Raw genomic sequence first — 15,207 nt, 5'->3', positions numbered from 1 at the left:
CTGCGTCTGCGTCTGCGTCTGCGTCTGCGCAGAGCTCTCCCCATAACCCCCACACCCCACCCACAAGTTGAAGATCTCGTAAGAAACAAGTGGCTCGACGTTAAGGGAAGTTAAGTAAACTGATCTACGCCACCAAAGCAGACATGTATGACCATTCAGCACGCGCCCTTAGTGACCTGAATCACTTTTGCATGCAGAAGGGAACCGAAACCGTCCTAGACGGTCAGTGAACACGCCTCCACGATGCGTTGAACCGACGGCGAGGGGGGGGCCGGGAAGGCCTACAGTCCCCCGCTCGGTTCCGGGAGTCGCTGGAGGAGGCCCCAGGTGAATTCCGCGGTGATGCGGTGTGGCGTTCCCGCCGCGTCCGGGGCGGTGAAGGCCAGGCGCCAGCGGGTCGGGGCGGACCCTTCCAGCGGGCGGGCGGGGGCGAAGGCGCAAGCCACCTCGTCCACGGTGCAGGACCAGGGCCGCAGATCCTCGACCGTACGGAGCACGGGGGCCGGGGCGCCCTCGGCACGTACCAGCCAGGCGTTCCAGGCGGAGCCGCCCGGTGCGCCGGGGGCTCCCGGCAGGCTCAGCACCTCGAAGCGCAGGTCGGGCCAGAGCGGCAGGCGCCAGGTCAGGACCGTGCAGTCCAGGTCGCCGATGCTGCGCTGACCGCTGGTCTCGGGCGGGCCGAGTACGGACCGGTAGCGGGCCGCGGCGCCACGGCCGCCGCGCGGGGAGCGGAGTATCGCCTGCCAGCGCCGGTTGGCCTCGCGCATCTCCGCGCGCCCGCTGCCGAGTTCACGCAGCGCGTCCTCGACCAGGCCGGGCTGGAAGTCGGACATGCGGCGCAGCAGGACGAGCTGGAAGTGGAGCGGGCCGAAAGGGGTGGGCAGGTCGGTCATGGTTACGGGCGCTCTCAGTCGAACCGGACGTGCCGGAGGCTGACCCGCGCCCGGCGCAGCCAGTGCCGGGCCGGACCGTCCGCATTCGGGGTGAGCCGCAGGCCCGCCGAGGCAGCGACGGCCTCGGCGACCTGCGGGACCGTGCGGGACTCCGTGCTCAGGTGGTGCGCGAACTCGGGTCGCGCCAGGGTGGAGAGGCAGTGGTCAACCTTGCCGAGCGCCCAGCTGTCCCGGCGCGGTCCCCGGTTGCGGATGCGGCGCACCACGGTGCGGCGGTCGGCCAGCAGCGCGAAGTGCCGCACATCGTGGCCGTCGCGGCGCAGCGTGCCGATGATCTCCTCGAAGTAGCCGGGGTCGGTCAGCGTCATCGGCACGATCACCGGACCGGTCTGCTCGTACGCGACCCGGCTGAGCACCTCGCGCACGCCGCGCCGCCACAGCGGCCAGTCCTGGAAGTCGCCGCGCGAGGTGCGGGGCAGCATGCGGTGGAGGCCGAAGCCGAGGTGCTCCGGGTCGCTGACCACGCTGCCCGGCAGGCGTCGCAGCAGTTCGTGGGCGGTCTGGGTCTTGCCGCCGCCGAACGGGCCGTTGATCCACAGGATCGGTGCTGGCATGCGGTGACCGTAGCAAGCGCGAACCCGTTGCCGCATCGCGCCCGTGGCGCGGTACGGCAACGGGTTCCGGCAGGCGCGGCCGGTCAGCGCTGGTGGCGCGGGCCGCGCTTGCGTTCCATCATGTGGCGGCCCAGTGCCTGGCGCTGTTTGAACATCTGCTTCTGCTCGGCCCGCAGCCTGGCGTCCGAGCGGGCGGCGAGCCGCTCGTTCTCCCTCAGCAGTTTGCGGTAGCTCTCCAGGCGGCGTTCGGGCAGTGAGCCGTCGTCGATCGCCGCGAGGACCTCGCAGCCCGGCTCCGACCGGTGCCCGCAGTCCTGGAAGCGGCAGCGCCCGGCCAGCGCCTCGATCTCCGCGAACGCCTGGCTGACGCCCTCCTCGGCGTCCCAGAGGCCGACGCCGCGCAGGCCCGGCGTGTCGATGAGGACCCCGCCGCCGGGCATCGGCAGCAGGTCACGGGTGGTCGTGGTGTGCCTGCCCTTGCCGTCCCGGTCGCGGGTGGTTTGCACCTCCTGGATCTCGCGCCCCAGCAGGGCGTTGGCGAGGGTGGACTTGCCCGCGCCGGACTGGCCGAGCAGTACGGCGGTGCCCTCGCCGAGGACGGCGCGCAGGGCGTCGACCCCGGCGCCGGTCTCCGAGCTCACCGCCAGCACCTGGACGCCGGGGGCCGCCGACTCGGTGTCGGCGAGCAGCTGGCCGAGGGTGGCCCGGTCGGGCACGAGGTCCGCCTTGGTGAGTACGACCAGCGGCTGGGCACCGCTGGACCAGCCCAGCGAGACGAAGCGTTCGATCCGTCCGAGGTCCAGCTCGACGGCGAGCGAGACGGCGATGAGTGCGTGGTCGACGTTGGCGGCGAGCACCTGGCCCTCGGTGCGGTTCGAGGCGGTGGAGCGTACGAAAGAGGTGCGGCGTGGCAGCAGCGCGCGGACGAAGCCGTCCAGGGCGGCCCCGCCGTGGCGGGAGTCGAGATCGAGCGCGGCGAAGTCGCCTGTGCACGGGACACGCTGGGGGTCGCTGGTGGCGACCAGCGCGGTGTCCGCGAGCACGGTGCGGACGCCGTCGCCCTCGGGCACGACCGCGTCCACTCGCCCGCGGTCGACGCGGATGATCCGGCCGGGCAGGAGCCCCTGCTCGGCGAAGGGGAGGAACTGCTCGGCGAACCCGTCATCCCAGCCGTAGGCCGAGAACGGGCGCGCAGAGGAGAGGTCAAGAGAAGACAACGGGGAGACCCTTCAGGGGGTGGCCCCGGCGCAGGGATCAGTCAGCCGGAGGCCACGGAGGTGGGATGGATGAGCTCCTGTGTGCGGGCAGCGCCCAGCGCGGTGACAGTCATCGGTATCCACCTCCTGCTTCTTCCGTTCCTGCACAAGCCGACAGCGGCCTACGGGGAGTGCGCAGCCGCACCTCCCGGACCGGCATTCATCGTAGCGTCCCGCTACGGTCCGCCGCCACCGGTTTTCGGTACGGCGAGGTGAGCCCGCCAGGCTCGCATCGCTGTGTCCGGCCGCCGTTGACCGGCCCCGGGCCGAGTGGACGGGGTCAGGTCGGGATGGCACCCGTGCGAGCCGCGAACTCCCGCACGCCGGGGACGCGGGCCGGGGCGAAGAGGAGGTCAGCCGTCAGCGCGCGGAGCGCCGGCCGCCGTACCTCCTGCGGCGCCTCCTGCTCGACCCGCCGCAGCGCGGCGAACGTCTGGTTCCCGTCCCGGAGCGCATGCCACATGCGGGCGGTATCAGTCCAGGCCCGTGCACGCCGCTCGCCTGAGCGAACGACGCAACGAAGCGGTCGAACCCGGCACCAAAGCTCAGGACATCGCCATACACTTATTCCAGGGCCTTTTGACGACAACACTGACGGCAACGTCAGCGGACGACGGCTGCGGTGGGTAGGGCGTCGGGAGCGTTGCCCGTTGGACTGAGGGCGTTGCCGTCGATGGGCCTGGCGCTGGCGGCGGAGCCGTACGTGGGTGTAGACGCCGATGTGGGCGTGACCGAGTAGTTCCTAAGTTCGACGGGTGTCACAGCTTCGCCCCCGGCACGGGGGGTCCTCCTGGCCGACGGCACCGCAAGGACATCGAGGACGTCCAGCTCGGTGACAAGGTCCTGGTCACCGATCCCGAACCCGGTAAGACCACCACCCGCGAAGTCGTCGGGACCATCGTCACCGAGGACGACAAGCACTTCACCGACCTCACGATCGCCACCGAGGACGGCCCCGCCTCCCTCATCTCCACCACCACCCACCCCTTCTGGTCCCCCTCCGAGGACAAGTGGGTAACGCCGACAACCTCACCGCCGGCATGACCCTCCGCACCCCCGACGGCGACACCGCCACCCTCACCGCCACCCGCTTCTTCACCAAACACCAGCGCACCCACGACCTCACCATCAACAACACCCACACGTACTATGTGCTCGCTGGGCAGACGCCGGTCCTGGTTCACAACAGCAACTGTGGTGGGCGCTGGAAATCGGGCGAGGATTATTCCAAGCCCAATAAGAATGGCGTCGCACCGTCCATGTCCACCCTGCGTAAGCGGTTTTGGAAGAACGAAGCGGCGGAGCCGGGCGCCGCAGACCAATATGGTGCCGCGAACGCCGGTCGTATGAAGCGCGGAATGGCGCCACAGCGGCAGCATCCAACGGATCGTGGGAATCAATGGAGCTGAGTCATGAACCTATTCCCGAGCGGGATGGCGGTATGTTGATAACGCCACGATGGCCAGAGGATCATGTCCTCATGGATCCAGGCGGACACCGTAGGCTGCCGCCCGGTTACTAACGCTGCGAAGGGCGCGCGGCGCTGGGCCCTCTGGTGCCGCGCTCAAGCGTGATGCTGAAGTCGGGATGATCTAGGAGGATTCAGGTGAGCATAAGTGGGGCTCAGACAGCGGCCTTCTTCCGTGAGATCGCTCAGACTCGTACCGTTTGGTGGGTTCGAGAGGACGACGGCAGTCCGACCCCGGTCTCAAGTTCTGGGCAACCAGCTTTCCCCTACTGGTCGTCGGAGACCCGTACGCAGCGCGCCGCTCAGCTATGGGGTCCTCAATTTCGAGCTGTTGCAATGCCGCTGGATCATTGGCGAAGCGCGGCTTTGCCAGATCTAGCCAAGGACGACTTCCGGGTGGGGATTAACTGGAGCGGACAGCACCTAACCGGATGGGACTTCACTGTCGGTGAAGTAGTCAATCGTCTCATTCACGCGCTCGGCGAGCCACCATACGGCCGGTAGATTCGGCCGAGGGGCCCCACCGGAGTTTGCGAGCTTGAGATCTGTGGATTCCGGCAGCCTGCCCAGGTCCCAGCAGGTGAGGATCATCTGCCGCACGTGGCGGGCGACGGCGAGGCGAGGCAGTGGGCGGGCCTGTCCGGTGCCGTTGCAGGCGGTGCACGGGAGCGGGGATCCGTGGGGCAGGAGGGTGGCGCCGCGTCCCTGGCAGGGGCGGCAGAACAAGGCACGGTCGAGGGTGCCGGAGGCTGGACCTACGCCGCCCTCGCCCAGGAGGTCGAGATCGACCCCAAGTCGTTCGAGCGCTGGGTGAACCTCGGGCGCACCCCGCGCCGTGCCACAGCCCTCCGGGCGGCCAAAGCCCTGGGGGAAGACGTGCACGCGCTTTGGCCGGCACTCCGCCAAGCCCGTCCCGCCCGCGCCCTCAGCCCCGAACTGGTCGCGCTCTATGAACAGCGGGCCGACATTCCGGTCTCGATGTTCACCGACCTCGTGGCCCGGGCCCGGGAACGGATCGACATCCTCGTGTACGCGGCCGTCTTCCTCCACGAGGCGTACTCGCGACTGAACGAACTCCTCACCGAACGCGCCGCCGAAGGCTGCAACGTCCGCATCGCGATCGGAAATGCCGACAGCGACAACGTCCAGGCCCGCGGCCGGGAGGAGCGGTTCGGCCACGGCATCACGCTCTACAACTCCCTCTACCGCGTCGACGACCAGCAACTCGTCAACGCACACCTCTGGGGCGTCAACGCCTACGCCGCCCTGTGTGGCACTTCGCCGGCACCAGGGGGCGGCATGTTCGACACCTGCGCCGCCAGTTTCGACGCGGTGTGGGCGACAGCAACCCCCGTACGAGAGGAAGGCTGACCGTGGCCCGCACCGAGTACTACGACGACCCGAACGCGCCCGAGCCGAACAGCATGGTCGTCGCCGCCTCCGCCGTCGTCACCGACGACCACGGGCGCATCCTCCTCCAGCGCCGCCGCGACAGCGACCTGTGGGCCCTGCCCGGCGGCGGCATGGACCTCACCGACTCCCTACCCGGCACGGCCGTCCGCGAGGTCAAGGAAGAGACCGGCCTCGACATCGAGATCACCGGCCCGGTCAGCACCTACACCGACCCGAAACACGTCATCGCCTGCACCGACGGCGAGGTCGGCCGCCAGTTCAACGTCTGCTTCACCGCCCGCATCACCGGCGGCCAACTGGAGATCTCCGACGAGTCCGCCAAGCTCCGGTTCGTGCCGCCCGAAGACATCGAGCAGTTGCCCATGCACCACACCCGACGACTCCGCGTGCGGCGGCGAAGACCAGTTCACCGCGGTACTCACGAGGAGGGGCCTCACCTGCTCCCACCGGTGCAGGGTCTGGTTCCACTGGAGTCGGCCGGATCGAAGCGCGGCGCGGAGTCGGGGCGAGTACGTCGAACCCTCCGCTGGCGCCAGGGTGGCCAAGAAGGAGCCGCAGGATGAAGAGGAGGACGTCGAGGAGGCCGGGACGGAGAACGGGGGCGTGGCCGCCCGGTCTGAGGTCACCCGACAGCCTCTCAGTGGCGGTTGCGGGAGCGCAGGCGGGAGCGGACGTCGCTGGGGGGCAGGAACTTCGTCCAGCGCTCCGGGAACTCCGCGGGCGGGTCTTCGTCGCCTTCGCCCTCCGCCCCGCGCATCGCGCGCCGTGCCGCCGCCGCGGCGACGACCTCGGCCGCCGCCTCCTCGCGCGCCCGCTCGGTGATCCGGCGGGCGGCGGCGGTGGCCGCGGCGGGCCAGACCCGGTCGATGGCGGCGTTGACGGCGGCGCCGACCAGTACGGCGAAGGCGGAGATGCCGATCCACAGCAGTACGGCGACGGGCGCGGCCAGTGAGCCGTAGATCGTCGGGCCCTCGATGGTGTTGGTGAGGTAGACGCGCAGCAGGAAGCTGCCGAGCACCCACATCACCAGGGCGACCAGGGCGCCCGGCACGTCCTCCCGCCATGGCGAGCGGACGGGCACGGAGACGTGGTAGAGCGTGGTGAGGAAGACGATGGACAGCAGCAGCACCACCGGCCAGTAGAACGTGGCGACCAGCCATCTGGTCTGCGGCAGCAGTTCCACGGCGGTCTCCGGGCCCGCGACCATCAGCGGGAGGGCGATGAGTCCGATGACGAGGGCGACGACGTAGAGGCCGAAGGCGAGCAGCCGGGTCTTGATGATGCCGCGGTGGCCGTCGAGTCCGTACATGACGGTGATGGTGTCGATGAAGACGTTCACCGCGCGCGAGCCGGACCACAGCGCGAGTGCGAAGCCGAGGGAGATGACGTCGGGACGGCCGCCCTTGATCACGTCGTCGATCAGCGGGCGGGCGATCTCATCGACGCCGCGGTCGGACAGGACGGTCCCGGCGGCTTCCAGGAAGTTGGCGCGGATCGACTCGATGGTGTCCAGGCCGATCCAGGTGTCGAGATAGCCGAGCAGGCCGACCATCCCGACCAGCAGGGGCGGGATCGAGATCAGGGTGAAGAACGCGGCCTCGGCCGCCAGGCCCAGCACGCGGTGCTCGATGCAGGAGTTGACGGTGTCCTTCAGCAGCAGCCAGGCCATCTTGCGCTTGGGGACGTTGCGGTACATCGCACGGGCCCGGCGAAGGGCTCCGGGCTGCTGCTCAGGGGGCTTTTCGGCTGCTTGCACCTTCTAAACGTATCCGGCCAGCGGGCCGGCCCTTTACCGGCCGCCGTCGGTGCACCGCCGGTGCCCGCCGCCCCATCGCGGGGGCGGCCGTCAAAGCTCAGCCGCCCAGGGCGGGTTCGCGCCGCGTACCGCGCAGACGGCGGCGGCGATCCGGGTGCCGAGCGTGAGCGCTTCGGACACTTGTTCGATGCGGAGGGTGTCCAGCCGCCCGCCCAGCACACCGTCACCGTGCAGCGCGTGCAGCAGGCCCGCCATGAAGGAGTCGCCCGCCCCCACCGTGTCGACGACCTCGACCGGCGGCGCGGGAACGTGCACCCGCTCGCCGTCGAGGGAGGCGAACACCCCGCCGGGGCCGAGGGTGACGACGACGAGGCGGGTGCCATGGGCGTGGAAGGTGTCGGCGGCACGCTCCGGTGCCTGACCGGGGCACAGCTCGGCGAGGTCGTCGTCGGAGAGTCGGAGGATGTCGGCGGCCCGGCACCAGTGCTCCAGCCGCTCCCGGTAGCGTGCCGGGTCCACCAGCAGGGGCCGCACGTTGGGGTCTATGGAGACGGTGGCCCGCGCCCGGATGGCGTGCAGCAGTTCCTCGAGGTGCGCGGCGCCCGGCGGGCGGACGAGCGCGAGGGAGCCGGTGTGGAGGGCGGACAGAGGCGGGTCGGTGGCCTGTGCCAGTTCTTCGGGGGTCCACTGCCAGTCGGCGGCGCCGTCCGCGTGGAAGGAGTAGTCGGCGCGGCCGTCGGGGTCGAGGGCGGCCACCGCCAGGGTGCTGGGCTCTCGGGCGGCGACGGCACCGTCCAGGTCCGCGCCGGAGCCGGTCAGATGTGCGCGGAAGAGGCGGCCGAAGACGTCGGTGGAGAGCCGGCCCAGAAAGCGGGTGGGGGTGCCCAGCCGGGCCAGGGCGACGGCGGTGTTCGCCGGTCCGCCGCCGGGGCGTACTTCCAGGCCCATGGCGGATGTGGCCATGCGCGTCGCCGCGTCTTCGACCGGTGTGGTGACGAAGGCGTCCGCGACGCATTCGCCGAGCACCGCGACGGGGGCGGAACCGGCAGGGGCGCCGGAGAGGGCGTCGGCTGGAGCAGGGGAAACAGGAGGGACGGTCACACGCGGGCCTTTCAGCGACAGGGGCTCGCGCGGAGTCCAGCAGCCCGGTGCGGTGAAGTCAACGGAGCGTCTTGCCCGGGGGCTCGGTCCGGGCGGCCACCACCGTGCTGGTTGGCTGAATCCCGATGGTTCACTGGAGTCATGCGCACCCTGTCCGTCACCACCTGGTGGCTTGAGCAGACCTCGCCGGACGACCTCCGCCTCGCCCACATGCCGGACGCCTCGTCCGGCATACGGATAGTGCGGGCGGAGACCGCCAGTCCGGAGTTCAGCCGGTTCCTCTACTCCTCCGTCGGCCAGGACGTCACCTGGACCGACCGGCTGGGCTGGACATACGGGCAGTGGCAGGACTTCCTGGGCAGGCCCGCGGTGGAGACCTGGGTGGCCTACGCGCACGGCACCCCGGCCGGGTTCATCGAGCTGGAGGGCCACGACGGGGGCGCGGTCGAGATCAGCTACTTCGGGCTGCTCCCCGCCTTCCGCGGACGCCGCATCGGCGGACATCTCCTCTCGTACGGGACCGAACGGGCCTGGGACATGGGCGAACGCCGCCCCGGCGACCGTGAGCCGACGCGCCGGGTGTGGGTGCACACCTGCAGCAAGGATGGACCGCACGCCCTGGGCAACTACCAGCGGCGCGGCTTCCGGGTGTACGACACCCGCACGGAGGACGAAAACTTCGTCCCGTCCCCGGGCCCCTGGCCTGGGGCGATGTGACCGACAGCAGAGTCATCCCACGATGCGGGACAAGTCTGTCCATATGACGGATAGTGGTGGACTGGACTGGCACCCCGTGTCAGGCTTTCCCTCATGTCTCGAGCGGGAATCGCCCTGGTAAGTCGACGCCACGTCGACCTCGGTCGCCTGTCCAGCGCCATGTGTCCGGCGGGCTGACGCACTCAGCACCGCCGTCCCTCCGCTCTCCCTCATCGTCGCGGGCGGGCGTCTCCGACACCGCAGAACCCCCCAGCCATCGAGCCGCAGAAGCACCGAACCGCCGCACCACCTGCGCACACGCCTGCCCAGGTACGCCGGTGCGGTGCGATCGAGCCGTATCCCCGTGAGTCCGAAGGACGTATCGTCATGGCCGACACCTCCCCGCGCCCCGACGCCGAACGGCCCCGTCGCAAGGCGGGCCGCCACCGCGGCGAGGGGCAGTGGTCCGCCGGGCACTTCACCCCGCTCAACGGCAACGAGCAGACGAAGAAGGACGACGACGGTCTCAACGTACGGACACGTATTGAGACGATCTACGCCAACGGCGGCTTCGACTCCATCGACGGAGCCGACCTCCGCGGACGGATGCGCTGGTGGGGCCTCTACACCCAGCGCAAGCCCGGCATCAGCGGCGGCAAGACCGCCGTGCTGGCGCCCGAAGAGCTGGACGACGAGCACTTCATGCTCCGGGTCCGCATCGACGGCGGCCGGCTGACGACGGCGCAGCTGCGCGTCATCGGCGAGATCTCCCAGGAGTTCGCGCGCGGGACGGCGGACATCACCAACCGCCAGAACGTCCAGTTCCACTGGATCCGCATCGAGGACATGCCGGAGATCTGGCGCCGCCTGGAGGGCGTCGGCCTGTCGACGACCGAGGCGTGCGGCGACGTGCCGCGCGTCATCCTCGGCTCCCCCGTCGCCGGGATCGCCAAGGACGAGATCATCGACGGCACTCCCGCGATCGAGGAGATCAGCCGCCGGGTCGTCGGCAACAAGGCGTACTCGAACCTGCCGCGCAAGTTCAAGACGGCCGTCTCGGGATCGCCGCTGCTCGATGTCACACACGAGATCAACGACGTCGCCTTCGTCGGCGTCGTCCACCCCGAGCTCGGCCCCGGTTTCGACCTGTGGGTCGGCGGCGGGCTCTCCACCAACCCCAAGCTCGGCGTACGGCTCGGCGCTTGGGTGCCGCTGGAGGACGTGGCGAACGTCCACGAGGGCGTCGTCTCGATCTTCCGGGATTACGGCTACCGGCGGCTGCGGCACCGCGCCCGCCTCAAGTTCCTCGTCACCGACTGGGGCCCGGAGAAGTTCCGCAAGGTGCTCGAGGAGGAGTACCTGCTGCGTACGCTCGCCGACGGCCCGGCCCCCGAGAAGCCCGCCCAGCAGTGGCGCGACCACGTCGGGGTGCACGAACAGCGGGACGGCCGCCGCTACGTGGGCTTCGCCCCGCGCGTCGGGCGCGTCGACGGCGCCACGCTCGGCAAGATCGCCGACCTCGCCGAGGCGCACGGCTCCGGCCGCGTCCGCACCACCGTCGAGCAGAAGATGCTCATCCTCGACGTCGAACCGGAGCAGGTCGCCTCGCTGACCGACGCGCTGGCCGCGCTCGGCCTGACCACCGAGCCGTCCGTCTTCCGGCGCGGCGTGATGGCCTGCACGGGCCTCGAGTTCTGCAAGCTCGCGATCGTCGAGACCAAGCAGGCGGGCATCGACGTCATCGAGGAACTGGAGCGCCGCCTCCCCGAGTTCGACGAGCCGGTCACCATCAACCTCAACGGATGCCCCAACTCCTGCGCACGTATCCAGGTCGCGGACATCGGTCTCAAGGGGCAGCTGGTCACCAACGACCAGGGCGAGCAGGTCGGGGGCTATCAGGTCCACCTCGGCGGCTCCCTCGGCCTCGAGCCCGGCTTCGGCCGGAAGGTGCGCGGGCTCAAGGTCACCGCCGAGGAGCTGCCGGACTATCTGGAGCGAGTGCTCCGCGCTTTCGGGGAACAGCGCACGGACGGCGAGCGCTTCACCCAGTGGGCCGCCCGCGCCGAAGAGGGGGCCCTCAAGTGAGCGAGCGTGCCGCCCCGTTCTACTGCCCGTACTGCGGGGAGGAGGATCTGCGCCCCTCCGAGCGGGAAACTGCCCGGGGCGCGGGGGCGGCGTGGGAGTGCACCTCCTGCGGGCGCGACTTCGCTCTGACTTTCCTCGGAGTGCGGGCCGTGGCCCCGCCGTCCGGGCACCGCACCGAAGGGGGCACCACCGCATGACCACCGTCAAGGACGCCCAGAAGCAGGCCGAGTCCCCGCAGCCCGCCGACCCGGACCGCCTCCGGCAGCTCGCCGAGGAGGCGGGCCGCGCCCTGGAGGACGCCAGCGCGCTCGACGTACTGCGCTGGGCTGCCGAAACGTTCGGGCCCCGCTTCTGCGTCACCTCCTCCATGGAGGACGCGGTGGTCGCGCATCTCGCCTCCCGTGCGTTCCCCGGCGTTCACGTCGTGTTCCTCGACACCGGCTACCACTTTCCGGAGACGATCGGAACCAGGGACGCGGTGGCCGCAGTGATGGACGTCGAGGTGATCACCCTCACTCCGCGGCAGACCGTGGCCGAGCAGGACGCCGAGCACGGACCGCGGCTGCACGACCGCGACCCGGACCTGTGCTGCGCGCTGCGGAAGGTGCGGCCGCTGGAGGAGGGCCTGCGCGGCTATGACGCCTGGGCCACCGGCCTGCGGCGCATCGAGTCGCCCAGCCGGGCGGACACGCCGGTCGTCGGCTGGGACGAGAAGCGGCAGAAGGTCAAGATCTCGCCGATAGCCCGCTGGACGGACGCCGACGTGGAGGCGTACGTCGCCGAGCACGGCGTGCTCACCAACCCTCTGCTGTCCGACGGTTACGCCTCGGTCGGCTGCGCACCCTGCACCCGCCGGGTGGCGGCGGGCGAGGACGCCCGCGCCGGCCGCTGGGCGGGCTTCAACAAGACCGAGTGCGGCCTGCACCTGTGATGCGCTTAGTGCGAATTTAGGGCAGGGATAGCACAGTGAACAGGGTGAGCACTGATGACGTACGGACATCCGGGGAGCGGGAGATGGGCCTGACGACAGGCACAGGGGCGACGGTGTGGCTTACGGGCCTGCCGAGCGCCGGAAAGACGACGATCGCCCGGGCGCTCGCCGACCGGCTGACCGGCGAGGGCCACCGGGTGGAGGTGCTGGACGGAGACGAGATCCGCACCTTCCTCTCCGCCGGGCTCGGCTTCTCGCCCGAGGACCGGGACACCAACGTGCAGCGGATCGGCTTCGTCGCCGAGATGCTCGCCTCGCACGGCGTCAAGGCGCTGGTGCCGGTGATCGCCCCGTACGCCGACAGCCGCGAGGCCGTACGCAAACGCCACCAGGCCGCCGGTACGGGCTACTTGGAGGTGCACGTCGCCACCCCGGTGGAGGTCTGCAGCGACCGCGACGTCAAGGGCCTGTACGCGCGGCAGGCCGCCGGTGACCTCACCGGACTGACCGGAGTGGACGACCCGTACGAGGTGCCCGCCGATCCGGATCTGCGGATCGAGGCACACCGCCAGAGCGTCGAGGAGTCAGCGGGCGCGCTGCACGCGCTGCTCGCCGAAAGGGGACTGGTATGACGGCCGCGGCCCGGCTCACGGAGGCCACCGACAGCCCGTACGCGCTCTCGCATCTGGACGCGCTGGAGTCCGAGGCGGTGCACATCTTCCGCGAGGTGGCCGGGGAGTTCGAGCGCCCCGTCATCCTCTACTCGGGCGGCAAGGACTCCATCGTCATGCTGCACCTGGCGCTGAAGGCGTTCGCACCCGCGGCGATCCCCTTCTCCCTGCTGCACGTCGACACCGGGCACAACTTCCCCGAGGTGCTGGAGCACCGCGACCGGACGGTCGAGCGGCACGGCCTGCGCCTGCACGTCGCCCACGTCCAGGACTTCATCGACGACGGCAGGTTGCGCGAGCGGCCCGACGGCACCCGCAACCCGCTGCAGACCGTCCCGCTGCTGGACGCCATCAACGGTCACCGCTTCGACGCGGTCTTCGGCGGCGGGCGCCGCGACGAGGAGAAGGCACGCGCCAAGGAGCGCGTCTTCTCCCTGCGCGACGAGTTCGGTGCCTGGAATCCGCGCCGCCAGCGCCCCGAGCTGTGGCAGCTCTACAACGGCCGCCACGCACCCGGCGAGCATGTGCGGGTCTTCCCGCTCTCCAACTGGACTGAGCTGGACGTCTGGCAGTACATCAGCCGGGAGAAGATCGACCTCCCCGCGATCTACTACGCCCATGACCGGGAGGTCTTCCAGCGCCAGGGCATGTGGCTGGCCCCCGGCGGCTGGGGCGGCCCGGCCGACGGCGAGCTGCTGGAGACCCGCCAGGTGCGCTACCGCACCGTCGGCGACATGTCCTGCACCGGCGCCGTCGACTCCGAAGCCGACACCACGGACAAGGTGATCACCGAGATCACCGCGTCCCGCCTCACCGAACGCGGCGCCACCCGCGCCGACGACAAGCTCTCCGAGGCCGCCATGGAAGACCGCAAGCGCGAGGGGTATTTCTGATCATGACCGACACCAGAAGCCTTCCCGACGCGGAGGACCCGGCGCTGGCCGCCACCTCGCTGCTGCGGTTCGCGACGGCCGGCTCCGTCGACGACGGCAAGTCCACCCTGGTCGGCCGGCTGCTGCACGACTCCAAGTCGGTGCTGACCGACCAGCTGGAGGCCGTCGAGCACGCGTCGCGCAACCGGGGCCAGGAAGCCCCGGACCTGGCGCTGCTCACCGACGGGCTGCGCGCCGAGCGGGAGCAGGGCATCACCATCGACGTCGCCTACCGCTACTTCGCCACCCCGCGCCGCCGGTTCATCCTCGCCGACACCCCGGGCCATGTGCAGTACACCCGCAACATGGTCACCGGCGCGTCCACCGCCGAGCTGGCCGTCGTACTCGTCGACGCGCGCAACGGCGTCGTCGAGCAGACGCGCCGCCATGCCGCGGTCGCCGCCCTGCTGCGGGTGCCGCACGTGGTGCTGGCGGTCAACAAGATGGACCTCGTCGACTACCGGGAGAGCGTCTTCGCCGCGATAGCCGAGGAGTTCACCACCTACGCCGCGTCGCTCGGCGTGCCCGAGGTCACCTCGATCCCGATCTCCGCGCTGACGGGCGACAACGTGGTGACCGCCTCGGCCGCCATGGACTGGTACGGCGGCCCGACGGTGCTGGAGCACCTGGAGACGGTGCCGGTCGTCGCCCGCGACCCCAGCGAGGACCCGGCCCGCTTCCCGGTGCAGTACGTCATCCGTCCGCAGACCCCGGAGCACCCCGACTACCGGGGCTACGCGGGGCAGATCGCCTCCGGGATCTTCCGTACGGGCGACCGGGTCACGGTGCTGCCGTCCGGCCGCACCAGCACGGTCGAGGCGATCGACGCGCTCGGCCACTCCGTGGACATCGCCTGGGCTCCCCAGTCGGTCACCCTGCGGCTCGCCGATGATCTGGACATCTCCCGCGGTGATCTGATCGCCCCGGCCGACGCCGCCGTCCGCGCCGGCCAGGACCTGACGGCCACCGTCTGCCATGTCGCCGACCGGCCGCTCAAGCCGGGCGACCGGGTGCTGCTCAAGCACTCGACCCGCACGGTGAAGGCGCTGGTGAAGGAGATCCCCTCCCGCCTCACGCTGGACGATCTCTCCCAGCATCCGGCGCCCGGGGAACTGGTCGCCAACGACATCGGGCGGGTGGTCCTGCGTACGGCGGAGGCGCTGCCGGTGGACGCGTACGCGGACTCCCGGCGCACCGGCTCCTTCCTGCTGATCGACCCGGCCGACGGCACGACCCTGACCGCCGGAATGGCGGGCGACGCCTTCGCCGAAGTGGCGGAAGCGGCAACCGCCGAGGCACCGGGCACCTCCGAGGACGAGGGCTGGGACTTCTAGGTGTGTATGCCGGGCCCGTCGGCCCCCTATCTCAGCGCCCATCTTCCGTAGCCGTCC

18 protein-coding genes and 1 pseudogene are annotated in these 15,207 nt (G+C 70.5%); 12 read left to right on the top strand and 7 right to left on the bottom strand.

Going from position 1 to position 15,207, the window contains the following annotated elements; all coding sequences use genetic code 11:
• Positions 1-281: 281 nt before the first annotated feature.
• From LHJ74_RS13545 to LHJ74_RS13525, 5 genes are all read right to left on the bottom strand, one after another.
• Positions 282-893, bottom strand: a complete 612-nt coding sequence (locus LHJ74_RS13545; protein WP_260218218.1) for a hypothetical protein — start codon at positions 891-893, stop codon at positions 282-284.
• A gap of 14 nt (positions 894-907) precedes the next feature.
• Positions 908-1,507 (bottom strand): AAA family ATPase, encoded by a 600-nt coding sequence (locus LHJ74_RS13540; RefSeq protein WP_260218217.1) that lies wholly within the window; start codon positions 1,505-1,507, stop codon positions 908-910.
• An 83-nt stretch (positions 1,508-1,590) separates the two neighbouring features.
• Positions 1,591-2,724 (bottom strand): ribosome small subunit-dependent GTPase A, encoded by a 1,134-nt coding sequence (gene rsgA, locus LHJ74_RS13535; protein WP_260218216.1) that lies wholly within the window; start codon positions 2,722-2,724, stop codon positions 1,591-1,593.
• A 319-nt stretch (positions 2,725-3,043) separates the two neighbouring features.
• Positions 3,044-3,226, bottom strand: coding sequence for a hypothetical protein (locus LHJ74_RS13530; RefSeq protein WP_260218215.1), 183 nt, complete (start codon positions 3,224-3,226; stop codon positions 3,044-3,046).
• Positions 3,227-3,366: 140 nt separating this feature from the next.
• Complete coding sequence (locus LHJ74_RS13525; RefSeq protein WP_260218214.1) at positions 3,367-3,684, bottom strand: hypothetical protein; 318 nt, start codon at positions 3,682-3,684, stop codon at positions 3,367-3,369.
• 89 nt (positions 3,685-3,773) lie between these two features.
• Here LHJ74_RS13525 and LHJ74_RS34395 point away from each other — a divergent pair, with 89 nt between their 5' ends.
• The 4 genes and pseudogenes from LHJ74_RS34395 to LHJ74_RS13505 all read left to right on the top strand — a co-directional run.
• Positions 3,774-4,172 (top strand): intein-containing protein, encoded by a 399-nt coding sequence (locus LHJ74_RS34395; protein WP_375546739.1) that lies wholly within the window; start codon positions 3,774-3,776, stop codon positions 4,170-4,172.
• 197 nt (positions 4,173-4,369) lie between these two features.
• Positions 4,370-4,735: a DUF2750 domain-containing protein gene (locus tag LHJ74_RS13515; protein WP_260218213.1), complete on the top strand. Its 366-nt coding sequence runs from the start codon at positions 4,370-4,372 to the stop codon at positions 4,733-4,735.
• Positions 4,736-4,936: 201 nt separating this feature from the next.
• A complete protein-coding gene (locus LHJ74_RS13510; RefSeq protein WP_260218250.1) occupies positions 4,937-5,602 on the top strand; it encodes a helix-turn-helix domain-containing protein in 666 nt (221 codons plus the stop codon).
• Positions 5,603-5,604: 2 nt separating this feature from the next.
• Positions 5,605-6,084: pseudogene (locus LHJ74_RS13505) on the top strand (NUDIX hydrolase); the annotation flags it as partial.
• Between the two features lie 197 nt (positions 6,085-6,281).
• Here the strand turns inward: LHJ74_RS13505 and LHJ74_RS13500 are convergent.
• Together LHJ74_RS13500 and LHJ74_RS13495 are read right to left on the bottom strand one after the other, a co-directional pair.
• The gene (locus LHJ74_RS13500) at positions 6,282-7,400 is read right to left on the bottom strand and encodes a YihY/virulence factor BrkB family protein (RefSeq protein WP_260218212.1); all 1,119 of its coding nucleotides are present in this window, start codon (positions 7,398-7,400) and stop codon (positions 6,282-6,284) included.
• 90 nt (positions 7,401-7,490) lie between these two features.
• The gene (locus LHJ74_RS13495; protein WP_375546738.1) at positions 7,491-8,501 is read right to left on the bottom strand and encodes a carbohydrate kinase family protein; all 1,011 of its coding nucleotides are present in this window, start codon (positions 8,499-8,501) and stop codon (positions 7,491-7,493) included.
• A 141-nt stretch (positions 8,502-8,642) separates the two neighbouring features.
• On the opposite strand from LHJ74_RS13495, the gene LHJ74_RS13490 reads away from it, so the two are divergent.
• From LHJ74_RS13490 to LHJ74_RS13460, 8 genes are all read left to right on the top strand, one after another.
• Positions 8,643-9,218 (top strand): GNAT family N-acetyltransferase, encoded by a 576-nt coding sequence (locus LHJ74_RS13490; RefSeq protein ID WP_260218211.1) that lies wholly within the window; start codon positions 8,643-8,645, stop codon positions 9,216-9,218.
• A gap of 93 nt (positions 9,219-9,311) precedes the next feature.
• Complete coding sequence (locus tag LHJ74_RS34175; RefSeq protein ID WP_311203293.1) at positions 9,312-9,395, top strand: putative leader peptide; 84 nt, start codon at positions 9,312-9,314, stop codon at positions 9,393-9,395.
• A gap of 189 nt (positions 9,396-9,584) precedes the next feature.
• Complete coding sequence (locus LHJ74_RS13485; RefSeq protein WP_260218210.1) at positions 9,585-11,282, top strand: nitrite/sulfite reductase; 1,698 nt, start codon at positions 9,585-9,587, stop codon at positions 11,280-11,282.
• A complete protein-coding gene (locus LHJ74_RS13480; protein WP_260218209.1) occupies positions 11,279-11,479 on the top strand; it encodes a hypothetical protein in 201 nt (66 codons plus the stop codon). Before LHJ74_RS13485 ends, LHJ74_RS13480 begins: the two co-directional genes overlap by 4 nt.
• Positions 11,476-12,213, top strand: coding sequence for a phosphoadenylyl-sulfate reductase (locus LHJ74_RS13475; RefSeq protein WP_260218208.1), 738 nt, complete (start codon positions 11,476-11,478; stop codon positions 12,211-12,213). Before LHJ74_RS13480 ends, LHJ74_RS13475 begins: the two co-directional genes overlap by 4 nt.
• Positions 12,214-12,296: 83 nt before the next feature.
• Positions 12,297-12,845, top strand: coding sequence for an adenylyl-sulfate kinase (gene cysC, locus LHJ74_RS13470; RefSeq protein ID WP_260218248.1), 549 nt, complete (start codon positions 12,297-12,299; stop codon positions 12,843-12,845).
• The gene (gene cysD, locus LHJ74_RS13465; RefSeq protein ID WP_260218207.1) at positions 12,842-13,777 is read left to right on the top strand and encodes a sulfate adenylyltransferase subunit CysD; all 936 of its coding nucleotides are present in this window, start codon (positions 12,842-12,844) and stop codon (positions 13,775-13,777) included. The genes cysC and cysD overlap by 4 nt, the downstream gene beginning before the upstream one ends.
• Before the next feature lie 2 nt (positions 13,778-13,779).
• On the top strand, positions 13,780-15,150 hold the full coding sequence (locus tag LHJ74_RS13460) for a sulfate adenylyltransferase subunit 1 (RefSeq protein WP_260218206.1): 1,371 nt from the start codon (positions 13,780-13,782) through the stop codon (positions 15,148-15,150).
• Positions 15,151-15,207: the final 57 nt, after the last annotated feature.

It is taken from the genome of Streptomyces gossypii, assembly GCF_025165795.1.
Taxonomy (GTDB): Bacteria; Actinomycetota; Actinomycetes; order Streptomycetales; family Streptomycetaceae; genus Streptomyces; species Streptomyces gossypii.
The sequence above is the reverse complement of the archived record's forward strand: the minus strand, read 5'-3'. Positions and strand labels throughout refer to the sequence as shown.